This window comes from Pseudomonas sp. CFBP 13711, from assembly GCF_014842265.1.
GTDB lineage: Bacteria > Pseudomonadota > Gammaproteobacteria > Pseudomonadales > Pseudomonadaceae > Aquipseudomonas.
The window spans coordinates 1045822-1065134 of the sequence record NZ_JACYVI010000001.1 but is presented as its reverse complement, the minus strand read 5'-3'; the positions used below and the strand labels follow the sequence as shown (position 1 = coordinate 1065134).

Below are 19313 nucleotides of genomic sequence, written 5' to 3'. Positions count from 1 at the left end.
TTCAAGTCAATGTGTCGTGGCTGTAGTCTGTTTTTTGAATGAATCGATATATGCCTTGTGGCATCCATCTCTGTCTGATTCGTCCTCTATTTGCGTGATATACCCTAAATGGTATCGGCAGTAATCGATCAAGTCCTGGCGGTCGTCATCCCTCAGCTCATGCACCGGATCAAAATCGCTGTCGGTCGCGAACATATTCTCGAATTCGATTTGTAGGGCGGGTTCTTTTTTTATAAAAAATACGGTGATGTTGTCTTCCGCCCAGTGCGTGTCGTAGTAGCCGATGTTGAGGACGGTCCATGCTGTGATGATAAGAACCACCGTAAACAAGAGAATAATCTTTTTCATTCTTGTAGTGGCCTGTGTAGTCCGGTAGTGGCACGCACTACTTTCACAAAATTCATTCCAATATTTCCGGGGCAGATTTTATGCTGATCCTCCGTCTGATGAGGGAACTCTCTGTGGCCGCCGAGGTGTTTTATAGGAAACTCGCGGTTTAAAGCCCTGATCAGATTGATAGCAGCCTCCTGCTGAATATTTGGCACTTGCATCGTGGTGTTAATTCCAAGGTGACTGAAAATCGTACGTGCTACCGCAGTCAGCCCTCCGCCCTCTTCTGGACTACTTAGGTTGTCCAGAAGCACGATGCCTAACACGTTGGAGTTATAAAGCTTGAGGTGTTCGCCCTTGAAGCGTATGTCCCTACCTTCGTAGACGACGCCGGAACAGTCGATTCCAAAATGGTAACCGACGTCATCAGACTTTTCGGCCATTTGAGAATCTTGTACATACCGCATCTGTTCGGCCCCAATACCGCATGCGTAGCTTCTCCCCGCGTGATGAAGTGCAACCATGCTGTAATCCCAGTCTCGGTCCAACGGCTTTTTAGGCGGCGTCGCATGCCACTCCGACCGCTCGACAAACCTGTGCCCCAGCTCCCGCACTTTCCGAATAATCGCCTCTCGCGTCGCGGCCCGATCATTCACGGTGATCACCATGGGCTTCGGCGCATCCCCATGGATCAACGTCTCCACGCGCGTTGTGGTCGTAACTTCGCGCGTGGTCATTCCCGCAAGCTCACTCAACTCTCGCACTGGCGAGCGGAACATGACGTGGAGAGACACGACGGACTCCGCTGAAGAACCCTCAACGCGGGCCAGTCCATAGCTGTCGGTGATACCGGTCTTCTGCTGACCGTCCACCCTCGCCACAAACGCCCGGTTCACCAGCGGTCGTCCCGTTTCGCTGTCGCGGATGACGAAGGTACGGACGAAGACTTTTCCCGACGCCCGAGTGGTGTGGGGATAAAGAGAAGGCGGGGTACTCGATGTGGGCGTCACGTGGCGTGGCGTCGCAGGAGTAGGCGCAACGCGAGCGGCTCCCGCGCGCCCTGACCGCGAAGCAATCAATCGATTCGTGCCCGGCGGACACGCGCACAACACAAGCGCGTTATGCACGGCGGTCGGGATGCCTAGCCACACGAAGCGACTGTCCCCTTCGACGATTTCACCGATCTGCCCCACACACGCCGCAAGGGCTGGTCTTGTCGCCTAGCCGCAATGCCATCCGGCCCTGTTCCAGGGATGACTGCACAAGACTGGCGTGGCAGATTGCGCCGGTGGTGGTCGCGTCTCCATCGAGGCCTTGTTCCCGATTGTGGATGCCGAAGAATCCCATGCATCAACACTCCGCAGCAGGAAGGAAATCGTCCGGCCACGCGACATCCTGGCGTTGCAGCAACAGAAGGTGTCCCTGGGGCGTATTGATGATCTCGTCGCCGTTGCTCAAGCGACTGCCAACTAGCGCAATTTGACTGTTCGCTTCTCCTGCACCGGTAAGGATCTGCGCCTCAGTGCCATCGGGGTAAACGGCGTAATCACCGACTCTTGCGCCCGCGACCTCACGCCCGTCAGCGAGCGTGAAATTCATACCCAGTGTGCCTTTCACGATGACACCGCCATCGCGGGTCTGGCTGCGTTCCGCTGCCACCCGGAAAATGCCAGTGGGGGGTGGGCCTGCTTGAACGCTTCGTTCTCTTTTACCCGAGCCAAGGCTTCCGGACTGAACGTGGCAAGCGCCTCGTCTGAAAAGTGCGGTCGATTCTGATCACGCAGGTACTCGGCGGTGATGTCGTTGTTGTACAGCGGGGAAAGGGCGTTCTCTTGCATGACGCTGATCCTTGGCCGGGTTGATTCGCCTCCTCGTACCGTTCGTGCGAGGTGAATGAACGCCAACCCTAGTGATCAGGATCAATGGGATACGTGGGGGAGAGAGATCCGGTGCGTAGGGCATTTCGGGTGATCAGGTAGCCGATGTCTGACGGACAGGTGGCTTTCGTAACGGATCGCCCATTTGCCACCCACCGGGAACATCACCCTGTCACATCGGTCGGTTACTACGGGTTGATTGAACGCGCGTGGATTCCCGTCTGGCAAAAACGGGCAGAAACGCGACATTTTTAGTTGATCTCCGGCCCCTCAGGTCCTACAGTTCGCGCCGAACGTCCATGCTGGAAACGATCCATCCGGCTCAAGTACTGACGACGAGACAGCAAGGCCACGGGACATCGCGTTCCCATGGCCTTTTTGCTTTCGGCCGAGCAGCCTTGGGAAGTAGGCGAACCAAAGTGGGGATACGGAGGACGTTCACGAGCCGCGCGCTCACACCCATTGTTTTTTACCGTTTGCCAACAGGAGTCCCCGCATGTCGATCCAGGTCGAAGACTATTTCGAGAAAAGCACCTTCGATAAAATGAAGGCGTTTGCCGACAAGCAAGAAACCCCGTTCGTGGTCATCGACACCGCGATGATCAGCAAGGCCTACGACGACCTGCGTGCAGGCTTCGAATTCGCCAAAGTGTATTACGCAGTCAAAGCCAACCCGGCGGTCGAAATCATCGATCTGCTGAAGGAAAAAGGCTCCAGCTTCGACATCGCCTCGATCTACGAGCTGGACAAAGTGATGGACCGCGGCGTCAGCCCGGATCGCATCAGCTACGGCAACACCATCAAGAAATCCAAAGACATTCGCTACTTCTACGAGAAGGGCGTGCGTCTGTTCTCCACCGACTCCGAAGCCGACCTGCGCAACATCGCCAAGGCTGCGCCGGGCTCGAAAGTCTACGTTCGCATCCTCACCGAAGGCTCGACCACGGCTGACTGGCCGCTGTCACGCAAGTTCGGTTGCCAGACCGACATGGCCATGGACCTGCTGATTCTGGCCCGTGAACTGGGCCTGGTGCCTTACGGCATCTCGTTCCACGTCGGTTCTCAACAGCGCGACATCAGCGTCTGGGACGCCGCGATCGCCAAAGTGAAAGTGATCTTCGAGCGTCTGAAAGAAGAAGACGGCATCGTGCTCAAGCTGATCAACATGGGCGGCGGCTTCCCGGCCAACTACATCACCCGCACCAACAGCCTGGAAACCTACGCTGAAGAAATCATCCGCTATCTGAAAGAAGACTTCGGTGATGACCTGCCGGAAATCATTCTGGAGCCGGGCCGTTCGTTGATCGCCAACGCCGGTATTCTGGTCAGCGAAGTGGTGCTGGTGTCGCGTAAATCCCGCACCGCCGTCGAGCGTTGGGTGTACACGGACGTGGGCAAGTTCTCCGGCCTGATCGAAACCATGGACGAAGCCATCAAGTTCCCGATCTGGACCGAGAAGAAAGGCGAAGTGGAAGAAGTCGTCATCGCCGGCCCGACCTGCGACAGCGCCGACATCATGTACGAGAACTACAAGTACGGCTTGCCGCTGAACCTGGCCATCGGTGATCGTCTGTACTGGCTGTCCACGGGTGCGTACACCACCAGCTACAGCGCTGTGGAATTTAACGGCTTCCCGCCGCTGAAGTCTTACTACGTGTAAATCTGCGCAGTAACGAGAAAACGGCACCCGGTGGGTGCCTTTTTTTTGCGGTTCAAATACTGAATCGAAGAATACTGTCGAGGGTGTAGTTGATCAGCCGCTGAGCCTCGCGTGCTGAGATGGCCGCGGATTGACACGACACGGTCATGCGCCGCGCGGGTTGATTGGCCTTGAGCGCCTGGACTTCACGGAGTGTGGCGTTCAAGAGGCCGGACAATCGCGAGCAATAGGCTCCCATATTTCCTGCCGAGAGGATCGTCGTATTGTAGGCGCGACGATGCCATTGCATTGCGCCTCTTGCCGAATCCAGACTGCTCTCGTCCGTTACCGCGCTGCTCAGCGTTTCCGGTACGTTGCTGGACTTTCCTTTAACCAGCAGCCCTTTTCGTTTCGCATATTCATACGTCCTGACGTTCATGAAATCGATGAACCGGGGAATGGTCTGCCTTGCGCATTCGATGATGCGGTCGCATTCCGCCTGTTGCCGCTTGAACTCTGCATCGTGGCGCAGCAGATCCTGCGTGAGCTGCGCGATTCGGCTGTCGAACGGGTTGCTGTCCAGCAGTGCGACCAGCTCAGCCAGTGTCTTTTTGGTGTCGTGATGGAGCGAGCGAATCTTCTTCACGCTGCTGCTCCAGAGCGTACTGCCCTGCCGCGCGATGGCGACGGCTTGATCCATCGCGGGCTCCCTGTATTTACCGTATTCAGCTTGAGGCACCAAACCGAGTTTGATCTTGAAGGCTTCAATGTGTTGGGCAAGTTTTTCCAGATAGCCGATGTTGTATCCCAAGTACCCGACATCGTCGTATTCGATGAGATGTGTTGTCATGATGCCGCCCTCCATGGCGTTACAGCGCAAACTCGTTGTGTTGCCACTGCGCGGTGGCGTAGGTCTTGTCTACGTCGAAGCGTTCGAATTCGTCATGCCTGATGCCCATAATTCTTGCGGAACTCGCGGTCTGCCTCTTTGAACACTTTGAGCAACGTGTCCGCTTCCCGTTTTATCTGGGTCCAGGGTTCAGCCACCAGATTAAAAGCGTTCATGAGGCGGCGCATTGACAGCGCGTTATCAATTTTGCCCGCTTCTTGAGCCGAGTGGATCAGGAAAATATGCAGACCGTTCCACACCACAACCATGTTCTGGATGGCAATGTCTGCATCCAGAATGATCAGGCTTAGATCATGCAGATCATGACGAACGCGCTGCAGTGAGGCGTGGATCCGGTTTTTTTGCTCCAGTAGACGAATGCTGTTCTCTTGTTCCAGGCGCAATGCATTGATCTTTCTACGCACTTTGCCTGCTTCAACCCCGTAGTAAATACCCAAACCGATCAGGGCAAAACTGGCACCCACCGACTTTTTGATCAGCGTTTTGTATGCCCGCTGTTTTTCTTCAATGTCTGCGGCACGTCGGTTGATGGCGTCGTTCAGCGTTTTGATGTCGGCCGGCACATTATTGTTGTCGATGCTCTTTAACTTGAGCTGTACGTCGGGCATTACCCGTGTCGACAACTCCCGCGAAAAGGCATCGAGCCGACCCTTGAGTGCTTCGGTTGTGCTGCGTCGATGCAAGACGAGCGCGGCGACCTGCTCGATGTAATGCAGAAAATCCTGGTGATCGGTCGGCTCGAGCGTCTCTGCAGCCTTTGCCCTGATCTCGTTATAAAGCTCTCTTACACCGTTGCCGTAAACTTGCATCTGATCGGCGAACACCCACAACTCGCTGCCTACGTTCATCAGGTCGGTACGAAGCGGTTTCCATTGCGCGGCATGAAGATGAATGCGATTGAAGCTCGCCTGAAAATCCCTGGCTTCAAGATTCAGGCCGGCGCCTGTTTCGTAGCCCAGATACCAGACAACATCTTTGAGTGCGATGGGAAGCGCGAGACCGTGGGTTGTATAACGCATAAGGTCAATCAGTTGTGATTTGGTCAGGAAGAGGCCTGGCGCGCGAATGGCTTCTTCTACCGTACCCGCTGCAGCGGAAATCAACGTGCAGGGCAGGCGCTCTGCCAAGTCAAGTTTCTCATCCCGAAAGGGTGCGTCATCCATGGCTCCGGATGATTTCATATCGTTAATCCTTTAATGAGATGAATGGTGTGAAGGGGAGGCCTGACGTGAACCAGGCGCTCCGGCATGGGGCCGGGAAGAAAATCACTTGTACTTCCCGGCCTGCATTGTTGCGCGTTGGCGGATGAAATCAGGCCATGACTTTCAAGTGTTTTGCCAGCGACAGCGCGTCAACGCTGAACTGAGTGACCGCGTCCTGATCACCACCGTTTACGGTGTTGTAAGTCGCGAGGAAGGCCCGTTTGGCCGCGACACATTTCTCGAACTCGGTGATGTACTGCGCCCGATGTTCATCGAAGTTATGGCACGCCGTGATCAGCTCTTTTTTTAATGTGACCAGGCGCAACTCATTGGTCTTCGCGTAAGTGCTGCTGATCAGGTCATCAATCTGTTTGCGCAGGGTGTTGCGGGCTTCAACCATCCCCAGGTAGTTGATCAGGCTTTCGGCCCGTTCCAGGACCTGTTGCGCCAAGCCGATGGCGGCCTCTACGGCAATCAACTGGGGGGGTGTCATGCCCATTTTGACCAGCTCCTGAGCGGTCAGCGCTGTGTCTTTGGCCAGCTCGGTGAAGCCCTTGGCTTCGATCAGTGCCATGGCGTCAGTCAGCGCTTTGCGCTTTGCTTCCAGCGTGTCCTGGCGTTCTTTGATCTTCAGCACTTCTGCCGGCAGGCGCGCCTGGTCGGCTTCAAGCTGCTTGATGTACGTGCCAGTGGCAGCACGATCAATTGGCGTTGCCATGGCTGTGATCAGATTGTGGAGCATCAGCTCTTTATTGCCCACGGTGTTCATGATGGTCTGAATTCGAATGACGATGTCTTCAATGATTTCTTCTTTGTCGGACTCGGGGGCGCCCAGGAACTCACTTTGAAGTTCTCTGAGGGCGCCCACTTGAATCCCTAAAACCGTACCCAGTGATTGAACGGTGTCCCGAAGTCTGAAGTCAGACTCACGTATCGCTTTGTCCAGTTCAGAGACTCGGTTGTGCAATGACGGCAGATACTGTGTCTGAATGAACAGAACTTTCATTTGAATGGTTGCATCGTTGGCATTGGCTTTCGCCTGTTTGAACGCTTGAACGTTCAGCTCCGGGTAGTCGAGGCTGCCTGGAAATTGAGAAATGTTATTCATGTTTAAACTCCGTAATCTTCTCTGAATTCGCGGTCCGCTTCTGCGAACACGTGTTGTAATTTTTGGGCGTCCACTTCAATGGTTTCCCACGGTTTAACCACGAGATTGAATTGGTTGCGGAACCTGCGCATGGACAGGCCGTCGTGGATACCATCTACTTCAGCGGCGGAAGCAGCGATGAACGTGCTTAACGAGTTCCAGACACTGATCAGGTTTTGGGTGGCGATGTCGGCATCGATCACAATCAGATCGAGGTTCTGGAAGTCCATCCGTATACGACCCAGCGACGCCAGGATCCGGTTTTTCTTCGCCATCAGCGCGATATCTTTTTCTTGCTCTTCGGTGAGCTTGTTGCGTTCCTTGCGGATTTTTTCGGCCTGGACGCTGGAGTAAATCATCATGACCAGGTTGCCCATGACGGCACCGATGGCCTGCTTGACCATCTCTTTGTATTCTTTGTTCTTCTCTTCAATGGCCAGCGCGCGGTTATCGATTTTCACCTGACGCGCCTGGATCTCGCTGCTCATGGTGTTGTTGTCGATGCTCGCCAATTTGAGCTTGATGGCAGGGCCAACCTGTTGGGCCAGTTGTCGGCCGAATGAGTCCAGGCGCTGTTTTATTGCAAGCGCCTCCGCCTCTTGCTCTCTTACTTTCTTGAGTATTTCATCCAGATAAAAACCCAGATCAAGACGATCCATAGCCTCAATGCCGGGAAATTTTTTGCCCAGCTTAAGTTCGACTTTTCGCAGATCTTCAAGTGTCTTGATGTTGTATTTTTCGATCAGGCCCAATACCGCCATATCATCGAATACTTCCCTCATGCTCGCGCCATAGACTTGCATGGAGCCGGCGAATACCACGAGTTTGGTATTGACGGTCAGCAGGTCGGTGCGCAGCGGATTCCACAGCCTGGCGTGGCCATTGACGAGCTTGAAGGTGCGCTGGAAGTCAACGGGCTCCAGCCCGAGACCGGCGCCGTTTTCATAGCCCAGATAAGCGATGACGTTGTCCAGTTCGGTCGGAAGGGCCAGGCCGGCGATTTCATATTTCTTGAGGTGCTTAAGCTGCTCTTTGGTCAGTATCAGCCCGGTGTCCCGGGTATCGCTCCCGTTTGTTGCGACCGATGAACCGAAAAGGCTTGCAGGATCACTCGCTGCGTCGGTGACGAGGTTTTCCGTAAGTTGAGACATATCATTAATCCTTTAATGATGCGTATTAAATGTTCTGAAGCTAATTAACGCTTCAGATGCAGAATGGTTAAGTTGTCTGCACGAGAAGGAGAGTAAGTCGTGTTTTTGAGGCGGTCAAAGTGCGAAGGCAGTCTGAGTTTGTAGGATGATTCGTTCCCACCCATGCACAATGTTGGCATGTCCCCGGAAATGGGGGCGTAACACACGATTGGGGGCTGCTCGTGAAACTGTGGTTGGCAAATGAACTTACAATTGGCGGTTATATAACTTTCAGTAGTTCACGATATTCCGCCGCGTCTGCTTCATTTCCCAACTCCGCCGCCCGCTTATGGTAATCGAGAGCCAGCGCTCGAACCTGAGGATGGGGTGCTTGCAACAGCGTCTTGCGACTGACCCGCAGGAAGTTGAGATTGCCATTCTGCACGGCAGTTTTCAGCCAGCCTACGGCTTCCTCCACGCGTCCGTGATCTGCCAGCACTGCGGCATGACTGAACTGCCCACGGAAATCACCTGCCTGCGCCGACCGTTGATACCACTCATGGGCTGCATCGAGATCCTGCTCGCAGCACAGACCCTCTTCCAGATAACGCCCCAGCAGATTCATCGACTTCGCGTGGCCCAGCTCTGCCGCCTTGCGATAGCAGGCCAGCGCGCGGGCCTGATCTTTGTTCACCCCGCGCCCGGTGGCGAGCAGGTTGCCGTAGTTATAAAAGCCCCAGTCCAGACCGGCCTCGGCGGCGAGACGATAATGCTCGGCAGCCTTTGCCGCGTCCGGCTCGCAGCCCCACCCATGCTCGTGGCAGCGGCCAGCCATGTTCTGCGCCATCGCGTGGCCACGCCGGGCCGCAATCTGGAACCAGACCAACGCCAGCGCCGGGTCGCGTTCTATGCCGGTGCCGTCGAGCAGTATCTGCCCGAGCAGCGCTTGGGCGTCGACGATGTTGGCCTGCGCCGCGATCAGAATCGCCCGTGCGGCACTGGCTGAACTGTCTTCAAGCATGGCGCGCAATTGGTCGCCGTCGAGCACCTCTTCACGTCGCAGATTCCAGGTCATGACTCAGACCTCGACCCACTGCCGCAGCAGGTTGTGATAGGTGCCGGTGAGTTGCAGCAGTGAAGGATGATCGGGCACGTCGCGGCTCAATTGCTGAATGGCCGCGTCCATTTCGAACAGCAGCGTGCGGTGGCCATCGTCCCGCACCAGGCTCTGGGTCCAGAAGAACGATGCGTACCGCGCGCCCCGCGTCACAGCATTGACTTTGTGCAGACTGCTGGCCGGATAAAGCAGCAGGTCACCCGCCGGGAGCTTGACCTGACGGGTGCCGAAGGTGTCCTGAATCACCAGCTCGCCGCCGTCGTAATCATCGGGATCGCTGAAGAACAGCGTCGATGACAAATCCGTGCGCACACGCTCGGTGCTGCCCTTGGCCTGACGCACGGCGTTGTCGATGTGGAAATCGAAACTGCCGCCGCCGGTGTAGCAGTTCAATAACGGCGGGAAGACCTTGTGGGGCAGGGCGGCAGACATGAACAGCGGGTTCTGCCACAGGCGCTCAAGCATCGCCGCGCCAATCTCCACGGCAAGTGGATGGCCCTCTGGCAACTGCAGGTTGTGCTTGGCTTTCGCCGACTGGTGCCCGGCGGTGATCTTGCCGTCCGCCCATTGGGTTTCCTCCAGCGCCTGTCGGATGCGACGCACCTCCTCGGGTGAAAACAGACCGGGGATATGTAGGAGCATGAATCGCGACCTGCGAGAAGAATGAAGCGGCGGATGATAGTGATTCTTATTGGTCGTGTAAAACGCCACCCGCGCGTGTGAATGGACAGATGTGAAAATTGAGTAATGAGAAAGTGTAAAGATTGTAAGTTTTCTGCGAATGCGAAGCAGTCTCAACTATATTCCGCCGCCTTATTGTTTCCTTGGGGAAGGAAAATGTCGCGCCAAGCACAACCGGTTACCGCCCATTCGCAGCGTTCCATTGTCAGCGCCGTGGGCGTCGCCCTTGCGGCGATGTCAGCCGCCCATATGGCGCAGGCTGTGGAACCTGCATCGGATGCTCTGAATCTCGGGGCCACCAATATTGACGGCGAGCGCGCCGACACGGCTTACAAGACCGAAGAATCGGCCTCGAAAAAGTACACCGCACCCCTGCGCGAGACGCCGAAGAGCGTCACGGTGATCCCGCAGCAAGTCATCCGCGACACCGCGGCGACGAGCCTGGCTGACGCATTGCGCACCACCCCCGGCATTACTTTTGGTGCGGGGGAGGGCGGCAACCCGAATGCGGATCGCCCGATCATTCGCGGCTTCAACGCAGAGAGCGATGTATTCGTCGACGGCATGCGCGACGTAGCGGCGCAGAGCCGGGAGATTTTCAACGTCGAGTCAGTCGAGGTCAGCAAAGGCCCGGGCTCGGCGTTCACGGGTGCAGGCTCCACGGGTGGCAGCCTGAACCTCGTCACCAAGGGCGCTCATCTGGGCGATGCCTTCAACGGCGGCTACACCTTCGGTTCGGACCAGACCCAGCGCTACACCCTCGACGTCAACAAGCAGATGACCGACACCTCGGCCTTCCGCCTGAACCTGATGAAGCATGATTCCAACGTCGCCGGCCGCAACGATGTCGACAACAGCCGTTGGGGCGTTGCGCCTTCGTTCGCGTTCGGTCTGGGCACCGACACGCGGGTCAAGGTCGACTATTACCACCTGTCCACCGACGACATGCCCGACTACGGCATCCCGCTGACCAACACCACCGGCCGCAGCAAGTACGTAGTCGACAAGCCGGCCCACGTCAACGAAAACAACTTCTACGGTCTGACCGACCGCGATTACCGCAAGAGCGTCAACGACAGCGGCACGATCCGCCTCGAACACGACCTCAACGACAACCTGACGATCTCCAACAGCTTCCGCATGTCGCGCTCGACGCTGGACTACATCGTCACCAACCCCGACGACAGCCGCGGCAACGTTGCCAGCGGCCTCGTATCGCGCTCGGCGAAGAGCCGCAATTCCACCTCCAGCGGCTTCGTCAACCAGACTGACCTGCAAGCGAAATTCGACACCGGTTTCATTCAGCACAGCCTGGTGACAGGCCTCGAGTTTTCGTATCAGGACACCCACAACCGCGGCTACAACGTGCTCAGTGCCAGTGGCGGGACCATCGGCTCGACGTGTAACGCAGCGCTCTTGGCGTCCGGCGACTGCACCAGCCTGTCCAACCCGTCGCCGAAAGACGACTGGAACGGCACCATCACCGACAGCCAGGCGTACACCGATACCGACACCAAAACCAGTGCCGCGTATGTGTTCGACACGCTGAAATTCAACGAGCAGTGGTCGTTAAACCTCGGCCTGCGTTACGACGATTACGACGTGCGTTCCAGCGGTTACAGCACCGGTGGCCGGGGCTCGGTGGCGGGCAGCTTCAAGCGTGAAAACACCAGCCAGCTGTGGAATTACCAGGTCGGCGTAACCTACAAGCCATTGCCGAACGGCAGCATCTACGCGGCATGGTCGACGTCCAGCAACCCGTCGGGTGAGACCAGCGGCAATGGCGGTCTGGAAATCGCGGCGAACAATGCCAACCTCGATCCGGAAAAGAACCGCAACTACGAGCTGGGGACCAAGTGGGACTTCTTCGACGACAACCTGTCGCTGACCGCCGCGCTGTTCCGCACCGAGAAGACCAACGCGCGGGTCACTGACCCTGACAACGCGACGTTCCAGGTGCTGGACGGCGAGCAGCGTGTCGATGGTCTGGAGCTGACTTACAGCGGCAACATCACCGGCGAATGGAAAGTCTACGGCGGCTACACCTACATGGAGAGTGAGATCGTCAGTGCGACCAGCAAGGCGGATGAGGGTAATCACATGCCGAGCACGCCGCGCAACAGCTTCAATTTCTGGTCGACCTACGAACTGATGCCGAAGCTGACCGTGGGCGGCGGCGCGACGTTCGTCGATTCCCGTTTCGGCAACGAAGCCAACTCGGTGGAAGTGCCTTCCTACTGGCGCTACGACGCCATGGCCACGTACGCGCTGACCAAGAACGTCGACCTGCAACTGAACGTGCAGAACCTGACCGACAAGCGTTACTACGATCAGGTCTTCACCACCCACTACGCCCACATGTCTGCCGGGCGTACCGCGCTGATGAGTGCCAGCTTCCACTTCTGATCCGGTCACTCCCACAAGTCCGGCGAACGATCCGAAATATCGAATCAGTCCACTGCCTCGTGGGAGCGAGCTTGCTCGCGAAGACCTGAGTTCAGTCGCTGAAGATTTCAGCGACTGTGCCGGCCTCTTCGCGAGCAAGCTCACTCCTACAGGATTTATGTTGGCCGGGTGAGCGCGGGGTGGCAGGGCAAGCTCGGTCCCCCAGGTTTTGCATCAAGAATCAGCCACAGATGAGAATGTATGCCGTTTGTGCGCATAATGCGCGCCGTAGCGGGTGAGTGAGGTGTCGAGGGTGTTGAAAAAAGTCCTGTTTCAAGTGCACTGGTTCTTTGGAATCACGGCCGGTCTGGTGCTTGCCCTTATGGGGATCACCGGCGCGCTGTATTCTTTCGAGGACGAAATACTCGACGTGCTCAACCCCGATGTGTTGTTCGTGCAGCCTCAGGGTCGTCAACTGTCACTGGCGGAAATGGTCAGCAAGGTCGAGGCCCAGGGCAACGACACGGCGGCGATGTTCCGCATTGACGTCGACGGCGACAAGGTCGCTCAGGTCTGGTTCAAGCCGCCACCGGGCCAGCGTCGCGGCGAGATGCACAACTTCAACCCCTACACCGGCGCGTTCACCGAGGACGCCGTAGGTCAGGATTTCTTCGGTTTCATCCTCAACCTGCACCGATTCCTCGCCGCGGGGGAGTACGGCAAGCAAGTCACCGCGGCGTGCACGCTGATCCTCGTGTTCTTCTGCCTGTCCGGGCTGTATCTGCGCTGGCCGCGCAAGCCGCTGAACTGGCGCGTCTGGCTCACCATGGACTGGGCGAAGAAGGGACGCAGTTTCAATTGGGACCTGCATTCGGTGTTCGGCACCTGGTGCCTGATCATCTATTTGCTGCTGGCGATCACCGGGCTGATGTGGTCTTACGACTGGTTCAGCAACGGCATGACCAAGCTGATTGGCGATCCTCCCGTGGCGGGCGAACAGCGCCGTGGCGGCGGCCCGCGTCCTGGCCCGGTCGTGAAAGAGGCGCCCAAGGAACTCACGGCTTCGGCCCCGGATTATGACGCCATCTGGCAGACCATCCAGAGCGCTGCCGGCCCGGACCTCAAGACCTACAACCTGCGCATGCCCCAGGCACCGGGCCAGATGGCGACGGTGTTTTACCTCCTCAAAACAGCGCCGCACCCTCGTGCCTTGAACCAGATCAGCCTCGACCCGGCCGATGGCTCCCTCAAGGCGGTGTCGCGTTACACAGAGAAAAGCCTCGGCGCGCAGCTGTTAATCAGCAACTACGCCCTGCACACCGGCAGCTACTTCGGCCTGATCGGGCGCATCGTCGTGACCGTGGCCGCGTTGTTGATGCCGCTGTTTTTCATCACCGGCTGGCTGCTCTACCTCGACCGCCGACGCAAGAAGCGCGAGATCCGCAATGCGCGCGGTGAAGTGTCGACGATGACGGGCGAGCAGGGCGCGGCGTGGCTGATCGGCTTTGCCAGCCAGAGCGGGTTCGCCGAGCAACTCGCCTGGCAGACGGCCGGCCAGCTGCAAACTGCCGGGGTGCCGGTGAAGGTGCAGCGGCTGGGCGACATCACCGAGCAGGACCTGCACCAGAGCCGCAACGCACTGTTCGTGGTCAGCACCTTCGGCGACGGCGAGGCACCGGACAGCGCCCGTGGCTTCGAGCGCAAGGTGCTGGGCCGGCCGCTGGCGCTGGAGAACCTCAACTACGCGGTGCTTGGGCTGGGCGATCGTCAGTATCAACAGTTCTGCGGTTTCGCTCAGCGGCTGCACGGCTGGCTGGCGGAGCGCGGCGGACACACGCTGTTCGCGCCGGTTGAAGTGGACAGCGGCGACGGTGTAGCGCTGCAACACTGGCAACAGCAGTTGGGCCAGCTGACAGGCTCGACGCCGACGACCGTCTGGCAAGCGCCGGAGTATCAGAGCTGGACGCTGGTGGCTCGGGAATGGCTGAACCCCGGAAGCGTGGGTTCGAAAGTGTTCTTGCTGGGACTGACGTGTGAGTCGGCGGCTGCTTGGGAGGCCGGCGATCTGGTTGAGATATTGCCGCGTAATCCGGCGTCTGCGGTCGAGCAGTTCCTGTCCGGGTTGGGCATCGCTGCTGACACCCAGGTCACCGTCGACGGCTTGAGCGAGACCCTCGGCCAAGCCTTGTGCTCGCGACAGCTGCCGGTCAATCGCAGTCATCTGGTCGGCTTGCACGCCCAGGCGCTGGTCGATGAGCTGGTGCCGTTGGCCATGCGCGAGTATTCAATCGCTTCGATTCCCGAGGACGGTGTGTTGCAGCTGATCGTGCGTCAGGAACTGCACCCCGATGGCAGCCTTGGGCTGTGTTCGGGCTGGTTGACCGAGCATGTCGCCGTGGGCGGCGCCGTCAGCGTGCGGGTGCGTCGCAACAGCGGTTTCCATCTGCCTGCCGAGCCTGCGCCGATGATTCTGATTGGTAACGGCACCGGACTGGCAGGCCTGCGCAGCTTGCTCAAGGCGCGCGTCGTTTCGGGTGAGCAACGCAACTGGCTGCTGTTTGGCGAGCGAAACAGGGCGCACGATTTCCACTGCGCGTACGAACTTAACGGCTGGCTGGCGAGTGGCGATCTGGCGCGTCTGGACCTGGCGTTTTCCCGGGATCAGGCTGAAAAAATCTATGTGCAGGATCGGCTGCGTGAGGCGGCTGATGAGCTGCGGCGCTGGCTGGCCGAGGGCGCTGTGATTTACATCTGCGGCAGTTTGGAAGGCATGGCGGCTGGCGTGGATGAAACGTTGAACGCTCTGCTGGGTGAGGATGCGGTGCGGGAGTTGATCGAGCAGGGGCGGTATCGGCGGGATGTTTACTGATAGCGTTCTGGTTGTGAGCCTGTCGGGTCATTCCCGGCTAAAGCCGGTCCTACGCCAGCCACAAAAAAAGGCCGTTGCGCTCACACGCAACGGCCTTTTTCTTACTCAACCATCACGCCACAAACTGTTCCGCGTAATGGCAGGCAACCTGACGGTTGTCGACCCAACGCAGCCCCGGCACTTCGACGGCGCAACGCTCGGTCGCGTACGGGCAGCGCTTGTGGAACGCGCAGCCTGACGGCGGGTTCAGCGGGTTGGGCAGCTCGCCGACGATTTTGATCTTCGGCTTCGACGGGTCCGGGTGAATCGTCGGAGTCGCTGACAGCAGCGCCTGAGTGTACGGGTGCAGCGGACGGTTATAGATCTCGTCCTTGGGACCCATCTCGGCCGGGCGACCGAGGTACATCACCAACACCGTGTCGGCGACGTGACGCACCACCGCCAGGTTGTGGGAGATGAACACGTAGCCCGTGTTGAACTCTTGCTGCAGATCCATGAACAGGTTAAGCACCTGCGCTTGAATCGACACGTCGAGCGCGGAAGTCGGTTCGTCCGCCACCAGCACTTTAGGCTGCAGCATCATCGCCCGCGCCAGCGCGATACGTTGACGCTGACCGCCGGAGAACATGTGCGGATAGCGCTGATAGTGCTCGGGACGCAGACCGACCTGGGCCATCATGGCCTGCACTTTCTCGCGGCGTTCGGCGGCGGAAAGACTGGTATTGATCAGCAGGGGCTCGCCCAGTTGATCACCGACTTTCTGCCGCGGATTGAGCGACGCATACGGGCTCTGGAACACCATCTGCACGTCTTTGCGCAGCTGTTTGCGTTGCGCCTTGGTCGCGCCGGTGACTTCCTGGCCGGCGATTTTCAGCGATCCCGAAGAAGGCTCTTCGATCAGCGTCAGCGCGCGGGCCAGTGTCGACTTGCCGCAGCCGGACTCGCCGACCACCGCCAGGGTCTTGCCGGCTTCGAGTTCGAACGACACGCCGTTGAGCGCGCGCACGGTTGCATGGGGCTTGAACAGCCCACGGGACACATCGTAGTGACGAGTAAGGTCACGAGCGGTCAGTACGATTTCGCTCATCACGCCACCTCCTGATTCAGCGGAAAGAAGCAACGCGCCAGGCTATGTGCTTTCGGGTCTAGGCCCGGGCGTTGCTGGCGGCATTTGTCCTGGACGTACGGGCAGCGCGGCGAGAGCAGGCAGCCACTTGGACGGTCGTAGCGACCCGGGACAATACCGGGCAGTGTCGACAGGCGCGCGGCGCCCATGCTGTGCTCGGGAATCGCCGCCAGCAGTGCTTCGCTGTACGGGTGCGCAGGGACGTCGAACAGCCCCGGCACCTGACCCACTTCCACGGCTTGACCGGCATACATCACGCAAACCCGCTGAGCGGTTTCAGCCACCACGGCGAGGTCGTGCGTAATGAGCACCAGCGCCATGTCCTGCTCTTTTTGCAGGGCCAGCAGCAGGTCCATGATCTGCGCCTGAATGGTCACGTCCAGCGCGGTGGTCGGTTCGTCGGCGATCAGCAGCTTCGGCTCGCCAGCGATGGCCATGGCGATCGCGACGCGCTGGCTCATGCCGCCCGACAGTTGGTGCGGGTAGGCGTCCAGACGCTGTGCGGCGCCCGGGATTTCCACCTTCTGCAACAGCTCCAGTGCGCGCTGATGGGCCGCACGCCCCGACAGACCCAAATGCTGCTTGAGCACTTCCTTGATCTGGAAGCCCACGGTGTAGCTTGGGTTCAGCGCAGTCATCGGGTCCTGGAAGACCATCGACATGTCTTTGCCGACGATCTTGCGACGCTGGCGCGCATTGAGCGTGAGCATGTCCTTGCCGTCGAAGACCAGGGCGTCGGCGGTGACGATGCCGGGGTGCTCGATCAGGCCCATGAGCGCCATCATGGTCACGGATTTACCCGAACCCGATTCGCCCACGATTGCCAGTACTTCGCCCTTGTCGACGGCCAGATCCAGGCCGTCGACCACCGGGGTGGCCGTGGCGTCGCCAAAGCGCACGTTGAGGTTCTTGATGTTTAAAAGAGACATTCGGACGTCCTCAGGCGGCGTTCTTGAGTTTCGGGTCCAGCGCATCGCGCAGACCGTCGCCCATCAGGTTGATTGCCAGCACGCTGAGCAAAATGGTCAGGCCCGGGAGGCTTACCACCCACCAGGCGCGTTCGATGTAGTCGCGGGCCGAAGCGAGCATGGTGCCCCACTCAGGCGTCGGCGGTTGTACACCCAGACCCAGGAAGCCCAGCGCCGCAGCGTCGAGGATCGCCGAGGAGAAACTCAGAGTGGCCTGAACGATCAGCGGCGCCATGCAGTTGGGCAGCACGGTGATGAACATCAGGCGCGGCAGCGTTGCGCCGGCCAGACGCGCGGCGGTCACGTAGTCACGGTTCAGCTCGCCCATGACCGCTGCACGGGTCAGACGTACGTAGGACGGCAGCGAAACGATGGCAATGGCGATGACGGTATTGATCAGGCCTGGGCCGAGGATCGCGACGATGGCCACAGCCAGCAGCAGCGATGGCAGCGCCAGCATGATGTCCATCAGACGCATGATGGTCGGGCCGAGGATCTTCGGGAAGAAACCGGCCAGCAGACCCATGAGAATCCCCGGAATCAGCGACATCACCACCGACGACAGACCGATCAGCAGCGACAGGCGCGAACCCTGGATCAGACGCGACAGCAGGTCGCGGCCCAGTTCATCGGTCCCCAGCAGAAACTGCCATTGGCCGCCTTCCAGCCAGACCGGCGGGGTCAGCAGGAAGTCGCGGTATTGCTCGCTCGGATCATGGGGGGCAACCCACGGCGCGAACAGGGCGCAGAACACGATCACCAGCATGAACACCAGACCGGCGACGGCGCCTTTGTTCTTGGAAAAGTGCTGCCAGAACTCTTTGTAAACGGACGGGTAGAGCAGGCTTTGATCGACTGCTGCTACGGGAGTAGGTGTGCTCATAAAAAGGGATCTCAGCGCTGATGACGAATGCGTGGGTTGGCAAAGCCGTAGAGGATGTCCACCACGAAGTTGACCAGAATCACCAGGCAGGCGATTAGCAGGATGCCGTTTTGCACGACAGGGTAGTCACGGGCGCCGATGGCTTCGATCAGCCACTTGCCGATGCCCGGCCAGGAGAAGATCGTTTCGGTCAGCACCGCACCGGCCAGCAGCGTGCCCACCTGCAGACCGAACACCGTCAGCACCGGGATCAGCGCGTTGCGCAGACCGTGAACGAACACCACGCGAGCCGGCGACAGACCCTTGGCGCGCGCAGTGCGCACGTAGTCTTCACGCAGGACTTCGAGCATCGAGGAGCGTGTCATCCGGGCGATGACCGCCAGCGGAATGGTACCCAGCACGATGGCCGGCAGAATCAAGTGACGCAGAGCGTCCATGAACGAACCTTCTTCGTCGCTGAGCAGGGTGTCGATCAGCATGAAACCGGTTCTGGGGGGAATGTCGTACAGAAGGTCGATACGGCCCGATACCGGGGTCCAGCCCAGGGATACCGAGAAGAACATGATCAGGATCAGGCCCCACCAGAAGATCGGCATCGAGTACCCCGCCAGGGAGATACCCATGACCCCATGGTCGAACAGGGACCCTCGCTTCAGTGCCGCAATGACACCGGCCAGCAGACCGAGAATGCCTGCGAAGATCAGCGCCGCAATCGACAGTTCCAGTGTTGCCGGGAACAGCGAAGTGAATTCGGACCACACGCTCGTGCGCGTACGCAGCGATTCGCCCAGGTCGCCATGGGCGAGCTTGCCGACGTAATCGATGTATTGCGCATAAAGGGGTTTGTTCAGGCCAAGACGTTCCATGGCTTGGGCGTGCATTTCCGGATCGACCCGGCGTTCACCCATCATGACTTCGACAGGGTCACCCGGAATCAGGCGAATCAGGGCGAAGGTCAGCAAGGTGATGCCGAAGAAGGTGGGTATGAGCAACCCCACTCGGCGAGCGATAAAACTAAACATCTTCTCGTGTACCTCATCAGGTACCGG

The 19313-nt window shown here is 58.7% G+C and carries 17 protein-coding genes; 3 read left to right on the top strand and 14 right to left on the bottom strand.

What is annotated here, in order from left to right; translation table 11 throughout:
- Positions 1–6: 6 nt before the first annotated feature.
- From IFT47_RS04810 to IFT47_RS27520, 4 genes are all read right to left on the bottom strand, one after another.
- Positions 7–348 (bottom strand): hypothetical protein, encoded by a 342-nt coding sequence (locus IFT47_RS04810; RefSeq protein WP_192170664.1) that lies wholly within the window; start codon positions 346–348, stop codon positions 7–9.
- Positions 345–1124 (bottom strand): N-acetylmuramoyl-L-alanine amidase, encoded by a 780-nt coding sequence (locus tag IFT47_RS27530; RefSeq protein ID WP_192170665.1) that lies wholly within the window; start codon positions 1122–1124, stop codon positions 345–347. The genes IFT47_RS04810 and IFT47_RS27530 overlap by 4 nt, the downstream gene beginning before the upstream one ends.
- Positions 1125–1680: 556 nt before the next feature.
- The gene (locus IFT47_RS27525; RefSeq protein WP_244655822.1) at positions 1681–1929 is read right to left on the bottom strand and encodes a hypothetical protein; all 249 of its coding nucleotides are present in this window, start codon (positions 1927–1929) and stop codon (positions 1681–1683) included.
- Between the two features lie 14 nt (positions 1930–1943).
- Positions 1944–2168, bottom strand: a complete 225-nt coding sequence (locus IFT47_RS27520; protein ID WP_244655823.1) for a hypothetical protein — start codon at positions 2166–2168, stop codon at positions 1944–1946.
- A 535-nt stretch (positions 2169–2703) separates the two neighbouring features.
- Between IFT47_RS27520 and IFT47_RS04795 the strand changes: the two genes are divergently transcribed.
- Positions 2704–3867 carry a type III PLP-dependent enzyme gene (locus IFT47_RS04795; RefSeq protein ID WP_192170666.1) on the top strand — a complete coding sequence of 388 codons (1164 nt, stop codon included), beginning with the start codon at positions 2704–2706 and terminating at the stop codon, positions 3865–3867.
- Between the two features lie 52 nt (positions 3868–3919).
- Here the strand turns inward: IFT47_RS04795 and IFT47_RS04790 are convergent, their stop codons facing one another.
- From IFT47_RS04790 to IFT47_RS04765, 6 genes are all read right to left on the bottom strand, one after another.
- Positions 3920–4696 (bottom strand): hypothetical protein, encoded by a 777-nt coding sequence (locus IFT47_RS04790; RefSeq protein ID WP_192170667.1) that lies wholly within the window; start codon positions 4694–4696, stop codon positions 3920–3922.
- Positions 4697–4788: 92 nt separating this feature from the next.
- The gene (locus IFT47_RS04785; RefSeq protein ID WP_192170668.1) at positions 4789–5937 is read right to left on the bottom strand and encodes an alpha-xenorhabdolysin family binary toxin subunit A; all 1149 of its coding nucleotides are present in this window, start codon (positions 5935–5937) and stop codon (positions 4789–4791) included.
- 130 nt (positions 5938–6067) lie between these two features.
- Positions 6068–7066, bottom strand: coding sequence for an alpha-xenorhabdolysin family binary toxin subunit B (locus tag IFT47_RS04780; protein WP_192170669.1), 999 nt, complete (start codon positions 7064–7066; stop codon positions 6068–6070).
- Between the two features lie 2 nt (positions 7067–7068).
- Positions 7069–8256, bottom strand: coding sequence for an alpha-xenorhabdolysin family binary toxin subunit A (locus IFT47_RS04775; RefSeq protein ID WP_192170670.1), 1188 nt, complete (start codon positions 8254–8256; stop codon positions 7069–7071).
- Between the two features lie 259 nt (positions 8257–8515).
- The gene (locus tag IFT47_RS04770) at positions 8516–9310 is read right to left on the bottom strand and encodes a tetratricopeptide repeat protein (RefSeq protein WP_192170671.1); all 795 of its coding nucleotides are present in this window, start codon (positions 9308–9310) and stop codon (positions 8516–8518) included.
- A gap of 3 nt (positions 9311–9313) precedes the next feature.
- A complete protein-coding gene (locus IFT47_RS04765) occupies positions 9314–9994 on the bottom strand; it encodes a Fe2+-dependent dioxygenase (protein WP_192170672.1) in 681 nt (226 codons plus the stop codon).
- A 195-nt stretch (positions 9995–10189) separates the two neighbouring features.
- Between IFT47_RS04765 and IFT47_RS04760 the strand changes: the two genes are divergently transcribed.
- Complete coding sequence (locus IFT47_RS04760; protein ID WP_192170673.1) at positions 10190–12439, top strand: TonB-dependent receptor; 2250 nt, start codon at positions 10190–10192, stop codon at positions 12437–12439.
- A gap of 295 nt (positions 12440–12734) precedes the next feature.
- Complete coding sequence (locus IFT47_RS04755) at positions 12735–15287, top strand: PepSY domain-containing protein (protein ID WP_192171042.1); 2553 nt, start codon at positions 12735–12737, stop codon at positions 15285–15287.
- Between the two features lie 112 nt (positions 15288–15399).
- Here the strand turns inward: IFT47_RS04755 and IFT47_RS04750 are convergent, their stop codons facing one another.
- The 4 genes from IFT47_RS04750 to IFT47_RS04735 are packed head-to-tail and all read right to left on the bottom strand — an operon-like array spanning position 15400 to position 19286.
- Entirely contained in the window at positions 15400–16374 is a 975-nt protein-coding gene (locus IFT47_RS04750; protein WP_192170674.1) for a peptide ABC transporter ATP-binding protein, read from the bottom strand.
- Positions 16374–17342 (bottom strand): ABC transporter ATP-binding protein, encoded by a 969-nt coding sequence (locus IFT47_RS04745; RefSeq protein WP_065990186.1) that lies wholly within the window; start codon positions 17340–17342, stop codon positions 16374–16376. The genes IFT47_RS04750 and IFT47_RS04745 overlap by 1 nt, the downstream gene beginning before the upstream one ends.
- Positions 17343–17352: 10 nt before the next feature.
- Entirely contained in the window at positions 17353–18264 is a 912-nt protein-coding gene (locus IFT47_RS04740) for an ABC transporter permease subunit (RefSeq protein ID WP_192170675.1), read from the bottom strand.
- A gap of 11 nt (positions 18265–18275) precedes the next feature.
- A complete protein-coding gene (locus IFT47_RS04735; protein ID WP_037012635.1) occupies positions 18276–19286 on the bottom strand; it encodes an ABC transporter permease subunit in 1011 nt (336 codons plus the stop codon).
- Positions 19287–19313 lie beyond the last annotated feature (27 nt).